The 15,656-nt window shown below is 67.7% G+C and carries 15 protein-coding genes; 7 read left to right on the forward strand and 8 right to left on the reverse strand.

Going from position 1 to position 15,656, the window contains the following annotated elements; all coding sequences use genetic code 11:
- Positions 1-127 precede the first annotated feature (127 nt).
- The 4 genes from K9D12_RS14290 to K9D12_RS14305 all read right to left on the reverse strand — a co-directional run bounded on the left by K9D12_RS14290 (position 128) and on the right by K9D12_RS14305 (position 3,409).
- Positions 128-442 (reverse strand): VOC family protein, encoded by a 315-nt coding sequence (locus K9D12_RS14290; RefSeq protein WP_231579510.1) that lies wholly within the window; start codon positions 440-442, stop codon positions 128-130.
- A gap of 392 nt (positions 443-834) precedes the next feature.
- Positions 835-1,044 (reverse strand): hypothetical protein, encoded by a 210-nt coding sequence (locus tag K9D12_RS14295; RefSeq protein ID WP_129666402.1) that lies wholly within the window; start codon positions 1,042-1,044, stop codon positions 835-837.
- A gap of 289 nt (positions 1,045-1,333) precedes the next feature.
- Positions 1,334-2,575, reverse strand: a complete 1,242-nt coding sequence (locus K9D12_RS14300; protein WP_223060551.1) for an ATP-binding protein — start codon at positions 2,573-2,575, stop codon at positions 1,334-1,336.
- A gap of 111 nt (positions 2,576-2,686) precedes the next feature.
- Positions 2,687-3,409 carry a FadR/GntR family transcriptional regulator gene (locus tag K9D12_RS14305; protein ID WP_223060552.1) on the reverse strand — a complete coding sequence of 241 codons (723 nt, stop codon included), beginning with the start codon at positions 3,407-3,409 and terminating at the stop codon, positions 2,687-2,689.
- 221 nt (positions 3,410-3,630) lie between these two features.
- On the opposite strand from K9D12_RS14305, the gene K9D12_RS14310 reads away from it, so the two are divergent.
- Genes K9D12_RS14310 through K9D12_RS14325 form a run of 4 tightly spaced genes read left to right on the forward strand, consistent with a single transcriptional unit; the run spans position 3,631 to position 8,265 of the window.
- Positions 3,631-5,307, forward strand: a complete 1,677-nt coding sequence (locus K9D12_RS14310) for an L-lactate permease (RefSeq protein WP_047310777.1) — start codon at positions 3,631-3,633, stop codon at positions 5,305-5,307.
- A gap of 20 nt (positions 5,308-5,327) precedes the next feature.
- Positions 5,328-6,131, forward strand: coding sequence for a (Fe-S)-binding protein (locus K9D12_RS14315; RefSeq protein WP_118913845.1), 804 nt, complete (start codon positions 5,328-5,330; stop codon positions 6,129-6,131).
- Positions 6,128-7,630 (forward strand): LutB/LldF family L-lactate oxidation iron-sulfur protein, encoded by a 1,503-nt coding sequence (locus K9D12_RS14320; RefSeq protein ID WP_129666394.1) that lies wholly within the window; start codon positions 6,128-6,130, stop codon positions 7,628-7,630. Before K9D12_RS14315 ends, K9D12_RS14320 begins: the two co-directional genes overlap by 4 nt.
- The gene (locus K9D12_RS14325) at positions 7,627-8,265 is read left to right on the forward strand and encodes an LUD domain-containing protein (RefSeq protein ID WP_047310780.1); all 639 of its coding nucleotides are present in this window, start codon (positions 7,627-7,629) and stop codon (positions 8,263-8,265) included. The genes K9D12_RS14320 and K9D12_RS14325 overlap by 4 nt, the downstream gene beginning before the upstream one ends.
- A 50-nt stretch (positions 8,266-8,315) precedes the next feature.
- Here the strand turns inward: K9D12_RS14325 and pdxY are convergent, their stop codons facing one another.
- Positions 8,316-9,164, reverse strand: a complete 849-nt coding sequence (gene pdxY / locus K9D12_RS14330; RefSeq protein WP_047311190.1) for a pyridoxal kinase PdxY — start codon at positions 9,162-9,164, stop codon at positions 8,316-8,318.
- A 1,014-nt stretch (positions 9,165-10,178) separates the two neighbouring features.
- On the opposite strand from pdxY, the gene K9D12_RS14335 reads away from it, so the two are divergent.
- Both K9D12_RS14335 and lepB read left to right on the forward strand, forming a co-directional pair.
- The gene (locus K9D12_RS14335) at positions 10,179-10,496 is read left to right on the forward strand and encodes a rhodanese-like domain-containing protein (protein ID WP_129666390.1); all 318 of its coding nucleotides are present in this window, start codon (positions 10,179-10,181) and stop codon (positions 10,494-10,496) included.
- 123 nt (positions 10,497-10,619) lie between these two features.
- The gene (gene lepB, locus K9D12_RS14340) at positions 10,620-11,285 is read left to right on the forward strand and encodes a signal peptidase I (RefSeq protein WP_129666388.1); all 666 of its coding nucleotides are present in this window, start codon (positions 10,620-10,622) and stop codon (positions 11,283-11,285) included.
- Between the two features lie 130 nt (positions 11,286-11,415).
- Here lepB and K9D12_RS14345 read toward each other — a convergent pair whose 3' ends face one another.
- From K9D12_RS14345 to K9D12_RS14355, 3 genes are all read right to left on the reverse strand, one after another.
- A complete protein-coding gene (locus K9D12_RS14345) occupies positions 11,416-12,312 on the reverse strand; it encodes a M15 family metallopeptidase (protein ID WP_129666386.1) in 897 nt (298 codons plus the stop codon).
- Positions 12,313-12,410: 98 nt separating this feature from the next.
- Positions 12,411-13,271, reverse strand: a complete 861-nt coding sequence (locus K9D12_RS14350; protein ID WP_047310784.1) for an Fpg/Nei family DNA glycosylase — start codon at positions 13,269-13,271, stop codon at positions 12,411-12,413.
- On the reverse strand, positions 13,264-14,391 hold the full coding sequence (locus tag K9D12_RS14355) for an App1 family protein (protein WP_047310785.1): 1,128 nt from the start codon (positions 14,389-14,391) through the stop codon (positions 13,264-13,266). Before K9D12_RS14355 ends, K9D12_RS14350 begins: the two co-directional genes overlap by 8 nt.
- A gap of 145 nt (positions 14,392-14,536) precedes the next feature.
- Here K9D12_RS14355 and ppk2 point away from each other — a divergent pair, with 145 nt between their 5' ends.
- A complete protein-coding gene (gene ppk2, locus K9D12_RS14360; protein WP_047310786.1) occupies positions 14,537-15,562 on the forward strand; it encodes a polyphosphate kinase 2 in 1,026 nt (341 codons plus the stop codon).
- Positions 15,563-15,656: the final 94 nt, after the last annotated feature.

Here is a 15,656-nt window from a genome sequence, read left to right on the forward strand (position 1 = left end):
AATGCAGAACGATGCTCGGTGAAGTCATGAGCCCATCATGGGCCCACGTCTGCAGCTCTGTGGGCTCATTCGGGCGGGGCTGCGGCCTCGGCCTTGATCTGCTCGAACTCGCGACCCATCGCCTCGCTCAGGGCGTGTGCATCCCGACGTTGACGACGTTTCCGCTCTCGTCGCGGTAGAAGAACCGGGTGACGCCCCATGGCTCGTCGGTGAGCGGATGAACGATGTCGAACCCGGCCTCCTGCGCGCGCCGATACGCCTCGTGCACATCGTCGACGAAGACGGAGACGCCCGGATTCATCGCGGCCGATGCGTCCTGCGTCATGACACTGAGTTGGTGGCCGTCGGCGTCGCCGAGGGTGACGATCCACCCGTGATCCATGAGCACGTCGAGGCCGAGAACGGCGCGGTGGTGGGCCACCCCGGCGTCGAGGTCGGTCACGACCAGATTGGGAACAACACGTTCGACTCTCACCCGCGTCAGCCAACACCCTCACCCGACGGTGAGCAAGGCTTCAACCGGAACCGGTCGGCCCTCGTTCGGTGGTTCGGCCGGGCCCTTGAGCCCGCGGTGGGCGATGCAGCGCGCCAGGCAGCTTCCGCGTCAGGCCGTCGCGTCGCGGTACGAACTCGGCTCTGCCCCAACGTCTGGCGAAACTCGCGTGTCAGATGGGCCTGATCGAGGAGACCGAGTCGATGATCGCGGGGTCGGTGACGACGCGGCGAACTCGTGTCGGCAACTGCGTGGGAAACAGCGTTCCGGTGGAGGACTGCGTCTCGACCCAGTCGTCGCTGCGGTACGTGACGCGCCCGCCTGCGCGGCTGCGGTATCCGTCAGTCGAGGTATCGACGCTCCGGATCGGTGCCCTTCATGCCGATGGGGAAGAGCGTGCTGAACACGCCGCCCGCGTAGTCGTTGCGGATGCTTCCCATGTAGGCCTTGGCCTCACTCGCATCTGCGAAGACGCCCAGGATGTTGTCGTGGGCCGACTCGGAATGCCAGACAACATGCACCTCGGTGATCGGTGCTGACTGTTCGGCCATCGTGCAACCTCCGTGCGTGGAAAAGCCAGGAACTTGAACATAGCCCGATTTCTCCCTGGCTCGGGTTGCCGTGGAGGTGTCGCCCACTGTCCTTTATGCGATACACCCGCGGTCACCCGAGATAATCCGTTGCCAAGGCAACGTCAACTAGCGGTGCGGTTCACCCGCGAAGACAGATGCTCTCAGGCTCTCAGGGGCGCGGCACGCCGAGGCCGATCGCAGCACACGTCATGTCTCATGACGCGGCCATCCCGATGAAGGACGATCAGCGAAAAGCCAGGCTGCGCCCTTACTCCCCGCCGACGCTGCGCAGGTAGCGCCCGAAGTGGGGCACGGTGAAGGCGATGCGGCCACGCTCGCCCGAGTACACGAGGCCCTTCTTCATGAGCGAGTCGCGCGCCGGGGAGAGCGACTGCGGCTTGCGCCCGAGCACCTCGGCCACCTTCGACGTCGGCACCGACTCGATGTCGTCGAGCCCGGGCGTCTCCCCCGTCTCGTCGGCTGCAGCGGTCTCCGCGATCGCCGTCGCCGCGTCGGCCATGGCGCGCAGGTACTCACGCTCGCCCGGCGTCGCACGCTCGTAGCGCGAGCCGAAGAACCCGACGGCCAGCTCCGCCTCGGCCTCCGGCATAGCCACCTTGACGTCATCCACCGTGATCGGCGACGCGGGCGCCAGGTCCCACACCCCCGCGCCGTATGCCTGGATGAAGTACGGGTAGCCGCCCGTCGCGGCGTACATGGCCTCGAGTGCCTCGTCGGTGAACTCGGCGTCCTCCTCCTGCGCCGGGCCCTGCAGCGCGCGGAAGGCCGCCTCCTTCGGCAGCCGGTCGATACGCGCGTACCGGAACAGCCGCTCGCTGTACGACTTCGACGCCGACAGCACCGCCGGCAGGTGCGGCAGCCCCGCCCCCACGACGATGACCGGCAGCGAGCTCTGGCTCATCTCGTGGCACGCCGCGCACAGCGCCGACACGTCCTCGGGGTCGAGATCCTGCATCTCATCGATGAAGATGGCGACGCCCTTGCCCACGTCGGCCGCGAGGCCGCCGACATCCGTCAACAACTCGACGAGGTCGATCTCGATGTCGCCCGAATCGGCCCGGCCGGTGACGGCGGGCGCGTCGATGCCCGGGTTCCACCGGTCGCGCAGCTTCGCCTTCGGGTCGACGTCACGCTGGGCGAAGCTCTTGATGACGCCGAGTACGTGGTCGACGTCGTCGTCCTGCGGGTGGCCGAGTTCGCGCACGGCGGTGTGCAGCGCACTCGCGAGCGGCCGCCGCAGCCGCTGGTCGGGGCGCGCCTCGAACTTGCCGGTGCCCCAGTGCGCCCGCACCGCACCCGATCGCAGCGTGTTGAGCAGTACCGTCTTGCCCACGCCGCGCAGCCCGATGAGCACGATCGAGCGCTCCGGGCGGCCCTTCGCGATGCGCGCGACGACGACGTCGAACGTGCTGATCTGCTCCTCACGCCCCGCCAACTCGGGCGGACGCTGACCTGCGCCGGGCGCGTACGGGTTACGAATCGGATCCATGCTCACCACCGTATTGCGCGCTCTAGGCGAAGATTGAGATTTGCGCGGCGTGGCGGCAACCACTCGTCTGCTCGGCTCCGATCCTCCGGCTGTCGACCATTGCCGAAGCGACTACTCAGGCGCGGCCGTTAGCACCGGCAGCGCGCTGTAGGCGGCACGGATGTGCGTCTCGATGCGCTGCGCGGCGTCCTCGCCGTCACCTGCTTCGAGTGCGGCGAAAATGCCCTCGTGCTGCTCGCAGAGCATGCCGCGGAAATCGGCGTACTCCCCACTGCTCAAACCTTGTTCGGCGACGAGGATCGGGGCGCGCAGCGACTCGCGCACGGCGATCGTCAGGTCCGTGACGAGGGTGTTGTCGGCCGCCCGCGCGATGGCGACGTGGAAGTCGGTGTCCAGTCGGTTGAACGTTTCGATGTCGACGCCCTCCCCGCGCATTTCTGCGAGCAACGTCCTCATCGTCTCCAGCGCCTCGGGCGTCACGGACGCCGCGGCCAGCGTCGCGCTCGAACGCTCCAACGCCACACGCAACTCGACGACCTCGCGCAGCCGCCCTCCCGCGAGCGCCACGTGCAGGCGCAGCAACCGGGTCAGGGCGCGCGTTCGCGCCCGGATGATGCGCGTTCCGCCGGCAGCCCCGGCTCCCACGGACGACTCGACGACGCCCTGCGCCTCGAGCGCCCGGATGGCCTCACGGACTGCACCTCGCGAGACACCGAACTCCGTGGCGAGCTCACGCTCGGCGGCCAGGGTGTCGCCGATGTCGAGCGACCCGTCGAGGATGCGCTCCTCGATGTGCGCCCGAACGATGTCGAACGCCTTCGGCTTGTTCGGCATGGGCCACCCTCCTCGATGTTCGCCACATCCTAGGGCGACTCACCGAGTACCTCCGTCGTCGAGGCACTCCGCGAGCGCGAGCACAGACCGTCCATCGACACACTCGAAATGGTCAAAGCATTGACGTAGATCACATTCGCCTCTACATTCGTCAAATGGTCTGACCAATAAGTGCAGGCCCCTCTCGCCTGCGTGGCGCCTCCTGAAACGGCTGAACTCCCATGAGCTACACCCCTGACCTCGCGCCCCTCGGGTCGCTGTGGGGCTCCGCGCTCGTCGCGACGTTGCCCCTGCTCACCGTCTTCCTCACGCTCGGCGTGCTGCGCTGGAAGGCCTACCAGGCGGGCCTCGCCGGTCTGGCCGTCGCGCTCGTCGTCGCCATCGCCGCGTACGGGATGCCCGCGAAGCTCGCCTTCCTCTCCGCGAGCCAGGGCGCCGTCTACGGCCTCTTCCCCATCGTGTGGATCGTCTTCGCGGCGATCATGCTCTACCAGGTCACCGTCATCAGCGGCCGGTTCAAGGATCTGGCGGCCGTCTTCGACATCCTCAGCGATGACCCGCGCATCCAAGCCATGCTCATCGCCTTCTGCTTCGGCGGCCTGCTCGAGGCCCTCGCCGGGTTCGGCGCTCCGGTCGCCATCACCGGCGTCATGCTCGTGGCCGCAGGCTTCTCCGCGCTGCGCGCCGCGACGGTCGTCCTCGTCGCCAACACGGCGCCCGTCGCGTTCGGCGCCATCGCCATCCCGATCATCACCGCGGGTGACCTGACGAAGATCCCTTACCAGGAGATCGGCGCCTACGTCGGGCACCAGACGCCGGTCATCGCCGTCTTCGTGCCGCTGTTCCTCCTCATCCTCGCCGACGGCCGCCGCGGCGTCAGGGACGCGTGGCCCATCGCTCTCGTCACGGGCATCGCGTTCGCGGTTGCCCAGTGGATCTGCGCGTCGTACGTCTCGGTCGAACTCACCGACATCGCCGCCTCGCTCGTGGGCCTCGCCGCCGCCGTCGCGTTCCTTCGCGTGTGGAAGCCCAAGGGCACCGCGGAGGCCACGGCTCGCCTCACCGCCGAGCGCGAGGAGGAGCGCGCGAAGCTCCCCGCCGACGCGCAGACCGTCGAGGCTCCCAACGCGGAGCCGGTCGGGCGCATGACCGCCGGCCGACTCTTCATGGCGCTCTTCCCCTACCTGCTCGTCATCGCGGTCTTCTCCGCGGCGAAGCTCGTGAAGCCGCTCAGCGACTTCCTCGCGAGCACCGACCTCAAGATCCACTGGCCCGGCCTCGACGGCCACATCCTCACCGCGGCAGGCAAGGTCTCCGGCACCACCATCTACAAGTTCCAGTGGCTCTCGAGCCCGGGCACACTGCTCATCCTGACGATGATCGTCGTCGCGATCGTCTACCGCGTCGGACCGGGCAAGGTGGTCAAGGAGATGGGCAAGACGCTGCACCAACTGCGCTTCTCGGCCCTGACGATCGCCGCCGTGCTCGCCCTGGCCTACGTCATGAACCAGTCGGGCCAGACCATCACCATCGGCTCATGGGCCGCCGGCACCGGCGCGGCGTTCGCCTTCCTCTCGCCGATTCTCGGATGGCTCGGCACCGCCGTCACCGGCTCCGACACGAGCGCCAACGCCCTCTTCGCCACACTGCAGCAGACCGCTGCCCAGAAGGCGGGCATCGACCCGACGCTCCTCGTCGCAGCGAACACGACCGGTGGCGTCGTCGGCAAGCTCGTCTCCCCGCAGAACCTCACGATCGCGGCCACTGCGGTGGGCCTCGTCGGCCATGAGTCGGCCATCCTCCGTAAGGTGATCTGGTGGAGCCTCGGCATGCTCGCGGCGCTGTGTCTCATCGTCGGCCTACAATCGACCCCGGTGCTTTCCTGGATGCTCCCGTGACCTCCCACCAAGGAGACGTGATGACCACGAACGACCTACCCGGCGCGGGCAAACGCGTCGCCCTCTTCGCCACCTGCGTCAACGACGTGATGTTCCCCGAGACGCCGAAGGCCGTCGTCCGGCTGCTCGAACGGCTCGGATGCGAGGTGGACTTCCCTCCGGCGCAGACGTGCTGTGGGCAGATGTTCACCAACACCGGCTACTTCGACGAGGCGCTGCCGAGCATCCGCACGTACCTCGACGCCTTCGAGCCCTACGACTACATCGTCGCCCCGTCGGGTTCGTGCGTGGGAAGCATCCGCGACCAGCACCCGATGCTCGCCGAACGCTCGGGTGACGACGAGTTGGCGGCGCGCGTCGCACGGACGTCCGCGAAGACCTACGACCTCACGGAACTCATCGTCGACGTCCTCGGTGTCACCGACGTGGGCGCCTACTTCCCCCACCGCGTCACCTACCACCCCACGTGCCACTCGCTGCGCATCACGAAGGTGGGGGATCGCCCGTACGAGTTGCTGCGCAACGTGAAGGGCATCGAACTCGTCACGCTGCCCGACGCCGACCGCTGCTGCGGGTTCGGTGGAACGTTCAGCGTGAAGAACCCGGATGTGTCGACGGCGATGACGGCCGACAAGGCCCGCCACGTCGCCGACACCGATGCCGAGTACGTCGTCATGGGCGACAACTCGTGCCTCATGAACGTGCAGGGAATGCTGTCCCGCCAGCGATCGCAGGTGCGAGGAATCCACCTCGCCGAACTGCTCGCGCACAGCGAGGAAGACTTCGCCGCCGCCGAACCCGACGTGGAAGGAGCCCTGTCATGACCCGTCTGACGCCCGCGCCGCCCGCCGGCGAACTCATCGACTCACCCCCGTTCCCCAAGGCCGCGCCGGTGCAGCTCGCAAATCCGGTGCAGCGCAAGAACCTCCATCACGCCATGACGACGATCCGCACCAAGCGCGCGAACGTCGTCGCGGAGAAGGCCGACTGGGAGGCGATGCGCGTCGCCGGGGCGCAGATCAAGGACCGCACCCTGCGTCACCTCGACACCTACCTCCTACAACTCGAGGAGTCGTTGCAGCGCAACGGTGTCCACGTCCACTGGGCGACGGACGCGGACGACGCGAACCGCATCGTCCGCGAGATCGTCGACGAGCGCCTCGCCCGCGAGGACGCCGTCGCCGCGCCCCGTGAGGTCGTCAAGGTCAAGTCGATGGCCACGCAGGAGATCGAACTCAACGAGGCCCTCGAGGACGCAGGCATCGCGGCGTGGGAGACGGACCTCGCCGAGCTCATCGTGCAACTGGGTCACGATCGCCCGACGCACTTCCTCGTGCCGGCCATCCACCGCAACCGCGCCGAGGTGCGCGAGATCTTCCTCGAGGAGATGGGCCGCTACGGCAAGCCCGCTCCCGACGATCTCGACACCGAACCGGCTCACCTCGCCGGCGCCGCGCGCGAGCACCTGCGCGAGAAGTTCCTGCGCGCCAAGGTCGCCGTCAGCGGCGCGAACTTCGCCGTCGCGGAGACGGGCACGCTCGCCGTCGTCGAGTCGGAGGGCAACGGGCGCATGTGCCTGACGCTCGCCGACACCCTCGTCTCGATCGTCGGCATCGAGAAGATCCTGCCGACGTTCGCCGACCTCGAGGTGTTTCTCCAGCTCCTGCCGCGCAGTTCGACGGCGGAGCGGATGAACCCGTACACGTCGCTGTGGAGCGGCCCCGCCGAGGGCGACGGCCCGCAGGAGATGCACGTCGTCCTCCTCGACAACGGGCGCACCGACGTCCTCGCCGACGAGGTCGGGCGCGACGCGCTGCGCTGCATCCGCTGCTCGGCGTGCCTCAACGTCTGCCCCGTGTACGAGAAGGTCGGCGGCAACGCGTACGGCTCGGTCTACCCCGGCCCCATCGGTGCTGTCCTGACGCCGGCGCTGCGTGGCACCTCGTCCCCGATCGACCGGTCGCTACCGTTCGCCTCGAGCCTGTGCGGCGCGTGCAACGACGTGTGCCCCGTCAAGATCCCGCTCGCGGAACTGCTCGTGCACCAGCGCAACCGCGTCGTCGAGGCGAAGAAGAAGGACACGATGCCGCACGCCGAGGCCGCCATGATGGCGAGTGCGTCGTGGATGATGGCCGACCACCGTCGATGGTCGATGGCGACGAAGTCGTCCGGGCTCGCGGGGCGGCTGCTCGGGCGGCGTATGGAGTCGTTCGGGCCCCTGCCTCCGCCGCTGTCGCGGTGGACGAACGCGCGTGACGTGAAGATGATGCCGACCGAGTCGTTCCGCGACTGGTGGGCCCGCGAACGAGGGGGCAAGCGATGAGCAGCCGTGACGTCGTGTTGGCTCGGGTGCGCGAGGCGCTCTCCGACGTCTCGGGCGCGGCCGACGAGGCTCCGGTCGAGTGGACCTACGGAGCCCCGACGGCGATGGACGAGCCGGTGCTCGACCGTTTCGTCGAGCGCGTCGAGGACTACCGCGCCGTCGTCGAGCGCTGCGGGGCCGACGAGGTTCCGGCGCGCGTTGCTGCGGCGCTCGCCCACTACGGCGCGACGTCGCTCGTCCGCCCGCCCGGGCTCGACGACGCGTGGCTGACGCAACTCGACGGCGTCGAGGTGATCGAGGATTCTGCTCTCACACCGCTGCAACTCAACGAGATCGACGCTGTGGTCACCGCGTGCGCGGTGGGCGTCGCGGAGACGGGCACCATCGTGCTCGACCACGCCGACGACCAGGGCCGGCGTGCGCTGTCCCTGGTGCCGGACATCCACGTCTGCGTCGTTGCCGCGGATCAGGTGGTCTCCGACGTGCCCGAGGCGATCACGCGCCTGGGAGACGCAGCGACGTCACGTCGCCCGATGACGTTCATCTCCGGCCCGAGCGCGACGAGCGACATCGAGCTCTCCCGTGTCGAAGGCGTGCACGGCCCGAGGACACTGCACGTCATCGTCACGGAGTAGCTGATTCTGTAGACGTTGCGCGTCACATAGCGCGCGCAACGTCTACAGAATCAGCGCAACCGGGTGACTTCGAACTCGCTCGCGGGGTGCGCGATGGCCTCCTGCGCCTCGATGAGGAGGATCTCGCCCGAGCCTGCGGCGTGCGTGCGCTCCATGACGTCGTAGATCGACGACGCCGTGGCCGCGAGTGCCTCGGCCGGCGTGGACGTCATGTAGCGCGCGAGGAAGATGGCGGCCGTCGCGTCGCCGGAGCCCGAGACGTACATGGGCAGCAGCGGCGTCGTGACGATCCAGGCACCCTCGGCGTCGACGACGGCCATCTGGACGGAGTCGGCCGGCGTCTCGTCGGTCTGCACCGACGTCACGAGGACGACCTGCGGCCCCTTGGCACGCAACGCGTCGGCGGCGGCGAGCAGGTCGGCGACGCTCGAGACGCTCTGACCGACGAGGAACTCGAGCTCGAACTGATTGGGCGTCAGGATGTCTGCGGCCGGCACGACGACGTCGCGCATGAACTCCGGGATGCCCTCGCGCACGTAGAAGCCCCGGCCGACGTCACCCATGACGGGGTCGGCGCAGTAGAGGGCCTTCGGGTTGGCGGCCTTGACGCGGGCAACGGCGTCGAGGATGACCTCGCCGACCTTCTCGCCACCCTGGTAGCCCGAGAGCACCGCGTCGCAGCGGTCGAGGACGCCGCGCTCCTCGATGCCGGTGATGACGTCGCGCACCGTCTCCGGTTCGAACACCGGGCCGCGCCACTCGCCGTACCCCGTGTGGTTGGAGAAGTGCACCGTGTACACCGGCCACACCTCGTGCCCGAGTCGCTGCAGCGGGAAGACTGCGGACGAGTTTCCGGCATGGCCGTAGGCCACCGACGACTGAATCGACAGGATGTTCACGTCCGCCACCCTAAATCGGAAGCCGTTCGTCGACGACGCGCCAGGGTGCTCAGGCAGTAATCAGCCACGACCGGATGGTGCCACCTTCAAACCAGCACCACAAACTATGAGACGAGTGGAGGGCCGCGCCCCGGGCCACCTTGGTCATCAACAGCTGGCAATCGTCCGGACGAGCGCAAAGCGGCAGTGGCCACCCAGAGGCGGGTCGCGCGTGAGAACCGGAACTACACGTGGCCGCGAACTTTTGCGCGCACTACTTCGCAGAGCCCTCTCTCACGAACCGACGAAACAAACTGAACGCAGAGGTCACAGGCCGAAGAATCCCAACCGCGACCCTCTTGATTCGCGCAACAAACTTCTTACTTTCCATCTCTTCTTGACGCTGCGCACAGTAAATTGGAATTTTTACCTTGATCGCCTCAGTGCACCGCTCTTCTGCGGGCCGAGAAATTGACTTGGTAAATAGGTCGCCCACCCAGAGCGCTGCCACCAGACATACCAGTCCAACAAACACTCCCCACTGCGGGAGCGCACTTTCGACCTCGGAAGCGAAGACCAAGGTGGCCCCCAGCAGTAGCACCATCCAAGCAGCCGATCGCTTAGAACGATCCTCGAACTTGACTTTCACATCTTCAGGTATCCATGCGAGCCTATCTGGGTTTTTGTACACCCCCTAGGGAAAAACATTGTGCCTTTGGGAATTGCTTGATCAACCATCTCTGGCGCAATCTTTTTCGACACCCTCTGCCATGCCCAGATCTCAGCCACATCCAATTGACTCTGCATAGCAGTCGCCACCATGACTATGAACGCACCCAAGACTCCCACGACTCGCCATCCCTTCACGTTTTCTGAGCCCACTTCCTCAACGCAACCAAGGTATCTGTAGAAGTCCACTTAGTTGGCAAGAAGTTTGCCTCACACGAAGAAGACCTCCACCATCGCTCCCAGGGCGTGAATTCTGCGCAGCGGTCGCCCCTGCCGATGACGGCGCGAACATGGCAGGGTGGAGGCATGAACACGGTTAACCCCAAGGACATCGCTGACGACGCCGTCGTTCTCGACGTGCGCGAGCAGGACGAGTACGACGCCGGTCACGCGCCGCGCGCCATCCACATCCCCCTCGGTGACCTGCCGAACCGCCTGAACGAGCTGCCCGAGGTGGACGGCGACCTCCCGGTCGTGTGCCGCAGTGGCGCGCGCAGCGGCCGCGCCGTCGAGTGGCTCACCGGCCAGGGCCGCGCCGTCGCCAATGTCGAGGGCGGCATGAAGCAGTGGAACGCCGAGGGCAAGACGATCGTCTCCGACTCGGGCGACGCAGCCATCATCTGAGCCCGTACCACCCCGAGCGGCGGCAACCTGACGAAGGTTGCCGCCCCTTCGCGTCTCTCGGACGGTTGGGCAGATCGCCCGACGTCCACGGAACGCACAGGCCGGCCCGTCATACTTGCCCGTATGGAAGGCAAAGCAAAGCTCTGGCGCGATCGCGTCATTCTCGTCGCGGTCGTGTGGGCCGTCTGGGCACTGATCACGACGTTCCTCGTGCAGCCCTTCCGCATCCCGTCGGCGTCGATGGAGAACACCCTGCAGATCGGCGACCGCATTGTCGTCAACAAGATCACGCCGCGTTTCGGCGAGGTCAAGCGGGGAGACGTCGTCGTCTTCAAGGACCCGGGCGACTGGACGCAGCCCGTGCCGAGCGGAAACGCCGTGTTCGGCGCGATCCGCAAGGTCGCCGAGGTGACGCACCTGTCGGCGAGCGGCTCGCACCTCGTCAAGCGTGTCGTCGGCGTCGGTGGGGACAAGGTCTCGTGCGAGGGCCTGGGCAACAAGCTCAAGGTCAACGGTGTCGAGGTCGACGAGCCCTACCTGAAGTCCGGCGTGCAGCCGTGCGCCGAGAAGTTCTCCATCACGGTGCCCGACAACAAGGTCTGGGTCATGGGCGACAACCGCAGCGACTCCGCCGACAGCCGGTTCCACGACGACGGCACCGGCAAGCTCGGCAGCGTGCCGCTCTCCGACATCACTGGAAAGGGACTCGCGGTCGTCTGGCCGATCGGCAACGTCTCCGGTGGCCACAACGCGGAAGAGGCCTTCGCCAAGGTGCCTGCCGCCAAGTGAGCCCCGAGCGATGCCCCCTGTGCCGAAGGCGCGGGGGGCATCGTCAACCCTGCGGCCCCGAAACTCCGGCTCCACCCGCACACGACGATGCCGCCGCTCGGAATCGAGCGGCGGCGTTGTCGAAGGTCTGTCAGTAGCCGGGCGCGGCCGGCAGGTCGAAGAGCTCCTCGAGCGTCTTGATGTCGCGGCGCTCGTGGAGGAAGCGAGCGACGTCGTCACCGACGTAGCGCAGGTGCCACGGCTCGGCGCGGTAACCCGTCGTTTTCTCCTGGCCCTCCTGGTATCGCACGACGAAGCCGAACTCGTGCGCGTGGGCAGCCACCCACTTGCCCGTCGGGGTGTCCTTGAACGACTCCTCGAGCTCGTGCAGGGCGTCGGCGCCGCGCACGTCGATCGTCAGGCCGAGCTGGTGCTCGCTGTGGCCCGCGCGCGCCGAGTACGTGTCGGCGGCCTTGCGACCGTCACGACGTTCGTAGCGGGCGTAGAGGCTCTCCTGATACTCGAACGAGCGGTAGCCACTGACGGCCTCGAGGTCGACCTTGTCCTTCTTCGCCGCCTTGATCATGCGCTTGATGGGGTGCTGCAGGCGCGCATCGACGACAACCGCACCTGCGGTCGCGAGCTTCTTCGGCTTGTCCTTGTTCGTGAGAGCCACACGCTTGTTGACGACGCGCAGCTCGGACGCGCGCAGCGCCTCGACCCGAGTGTCGACGTCGATCGCGCGGCGCGTGTCGGCCACCTCGACGACGACGCGCGACCGTGCGTTCTTCGCCACCGCGAGGCCGAGCACGGCGATGTCCTTCACGGCCGTCTGACTGCGGCTCTCGGCTCCCTGCGAAGCCTTCAGGACCTCACCCGAGCCAACCCGCGCCACGACGGCGACGCGGTCGGGCGTCACGGGCAGGACGACGACGTGCGGTTCGTTCTCGTCGCTTCGTGCGGCCTGTGCCGTTCCGGCACCCAGCATCGCCAGAGTCAGGGCAGCACCGGATCCTGCGATCGCCTCGCGGCGAGTCAGGTCACTCATGGTGGCTTCTTTCGTTGTCGGCCCCTTCGCGGCCTCAACGGTATCGAGCCCCGAAGGCCGGTGTCACCTTGTCGTGCTGTGAAATCGTGTGATTCGGGTTATTTCAACAGCTTGCTCATGCGCCGGTCGGCGAGCGGTTTGCCGCCCGTCTGGCACGTCGCGCAGTACTGCAGCGAGCGGTCGGCGAACGACACCTCGCGGACGACGTCGCCGCACACCGGGCACGCCTCCCCTGTCCGGCCGTGCACCCGCATGCCGGCGCGCTTGGCGTCCTTGAGTTCCTTCGCAGGCTTGCCCGAGGCCGCCGCGACGGCGTCGGTGAGCGTTGTGCGCAGCGCCTCGTAGAGGGTGTGGACCTGCTCGGGCGTGAGCGCCGTCGTCATGGCGAACGGCGACAGCTTGGCGACGTGGAGCACCTCGTCGGAGTAGGCGTTGCCGACGCCGGCGATCTCCGACTGGTCGCGCAACAGCCCCTTGATCTGCATGCGTCGTTCGGCCACGAGGGCCGCGAACGCCTCCTCGGTGAACTCCTCGGACAGCGGGTCGATGCCGAGCTTCGCGACGCCGGGCACCTCCTGGACATCGCGCACGAGGTAGACGGCGAGGCGCTTCTGCGTACCCGCTTCGGTGAGGTCGAAGCCGGCCCCGTCGTCGAGGCGCACGCGCACGGCGATGGGCGACTTCCCGGGGCGCAGCGTCGTCGTCGGGAGGTTGTCCGACCAGCGCAGCCACCCCGCTCGCGAGAGGTGGAAGACGAAGTGCAGCCCCGAGGCCTCGATGTCGACGAACTTGCCGTGGCGGTGCACGGCGTCGACGACGAGCCCCTCGAACGCCTGCGGCGGAGGGTCGAACGTCTTGAGCACCGCGAACGACGCCAGTTCGACGCCGACGACGGCGCGTCCGACGAGTCGTTCGGTGAGGAATCCGACGAGGCCGCTCACCTCGGGCAGTTCAGGCATGACCGAGCACCTTCGAGACGTGTCCGTGCAGGACGAATCCGTTGGGACCTTCGAACCACGGCACCCCCGGCACGCGGCCGACGACGTCGTCCATCTGGAGCGGGTGACCGTGGCTGAGCACCTGCTGCGCCACCGTCAGCTGCCGGATCGCGACGCCCGCGACGTGATCGGGGTAGCTCAGCGCGAACTGCTCGTAGATCGACGGGTCGTGCTGGCCGTCGTCCCCGACGAGCAGCCATTCGATGTGCGGGAACTCGGCAGCCAGGCGCCGCAGCCAGCGCCGCTTGTGCGCCTGCCCCGAGCGGAACCAGGACGTCTCCGTCGGGCCCCAGTCGGTGAGCAGCAGTGTGCCGCGCGGGAATCCGTGCCGGCGCAGGAAGCGGGTGAGCACCGGCTGCGTGTTCCAGGCGCCGGTGGAGAGGTAGAAGACGGGCGCGTCCTCATGCTGCGCGAGGACCGAGCGGTAGAACGCTGCCATGCCCGGCACCTCACGGCGCACGGTCTCGCGGACGACGAACGTGTTCCACGCGGCGATGAGCGGGCGCGGAAGCGCCGTGATGAGGGCCGTGTCGTCGATGTCGCTCACGATGCCGAAGCGCACGTGCCCGCCGATGATCTGCACCGGAGCCACCGCGGTGACGCCGTCGCACTCGACGTGCGCGTCGTGCCATCCGTGACGCAGGCCGTGCCCGGTGACCTCGACCTCGAAGTAGCCGCCGCGATCGGTGAGGCCCGTCGCCGTGGCGTCCCCGAGCGTCACCGTGACCTCGCGTTCGGTCTCCGGCACGGAGAAGAACGCCTTGAAGCCGCGCCGGACGAGGGAGTCGTCGCTCGCCGTCGGCACCGACGGCTGCCCGTCCTTGCCGAGCACGACCCGACCGAGGACGCGCGCGATGCCGTCCTCGGGGATGCGTCGCTTCGGGCCGGACGAGGCGCGCCAGCGCGACGTCGACGGCTTCGGGGTGCGCTCCAACGGGTCGCGACCTTCGAGCGCGGGATCGACCGAGCCGTACCCGACGTAGGGAAAGACGCGCGTCGACCAGTCACGCCGCGAGAGAACGGACGCGGCGGAGCTGTTGAGCTTGTCCTCGACCCGTGAGGCGAAGTGGGGGCGCGCCATGGGCCCACTGTAGAACGCCGGTCCAACGACCCCCTCCACGACACGATGGGCCCAACGCGACGCGCAGGCGAACGGAAGGGGACCTACGTCCCAACGATGCCCCCGACCCCTTCCGGGAAGCGCCTCGAAGGCGGACAATAGTCACATGGGAAAGAAGTTCAAGACGCAGGACGAGACCTGGCAGCACAACTACCCGTACGACGTGAAGATGACACGCACGGAGTACGAGTACCTCAAGCGCCAGATGCAGATCGAGCTGCTCAAGATGCAGGCCTGGGTCAAGGAATCGGGCGAGAAGGTCGTCCTCATCTTCGAGGGGCGTGACGCCGCCGGAAAGGGTGGGTCGATCAAGCGGTTCAACGAGCACCTCAACCCCCGTGGTGCACGCACCGTCGCGCTCAACAAGCCCACCGAGGAAGAACTCGGTCAGTGGTACTTCCAGCGCTACGTCTCCCACCTGCCCACCAAGGGCGAGATCGTCTTCTTCGACCGCTCCTGGTACAACCGCGCCGGCGTCGAGCGCGTCATGGGCTACTGCACCGACGAACAGTACGACGAGTTCATGCGCACCGCGCCCGAGTTCGAGCGCATGCTCGTCGGCTCCGGCATCCACCTGCGCAAGCTGTGGTTCTCCGTCGGCAAGGCCGAGCAGCTCACGCGCTTCGAGAAGCGCCGCACCGACCCGGTGCGCCAGTGGAAGCTGTCGCCCACCGACCTCGCCTCCCTCGACAAGTGGGACGCCTACACCGAGGCGAAGGAGGCCATGTTCGAGCACACCGACACCGAGTGGGCTCCGTGGACCGTCATCAAGAGCAACGACAAGAAGCGCGCCCGTGTCGAGGTGATGCGCTACGTGCTCGACTCGCTCGACTACCCGGGCAAGAACACGGACTTCATCCACGAGCCCGACCCGCTCATCGTCGGTTCGGCCAAGCAGATCCTCGACGAGGGTGAGGGCGGCTTCCAGCACGGCTACCCCGACCGGTCGAACGGCGGCAAGAAGCCGAAGCCCGGTATGGCGCCGAAGTCGAAGTCGGCCAAGGCCGCGCGTGAGAAGGCGGAGAAGGCTGTCCGCGAGGCTGCCGTGAGCGCCGAGAAGGCGGCCAAGGCGACGGCGGCTGCCGACAAGGCTGCGGACGACGAGGCGTCGTCCCAGGGCGACAAGAGCTGACGCTCGCTGCCACAGAAACGCGGGGGGGGGGGGGGGGGGGGGGGGGGGGGGGGGCGGGCGGGGGGGGGGGGGGGGGGGGGGGGGGGGGGGGGGG

This window comes from Dermacoccus sp. Tok2021 (genome assembly GCF_019895135.1).
Classification (GTDB): domain Bacteria; phylum Actinomycetota; class Actinomycetes; order Actinomycetales; family Dermatophilaceae; genus Dermacoccus; species Dermacoccus abyssi.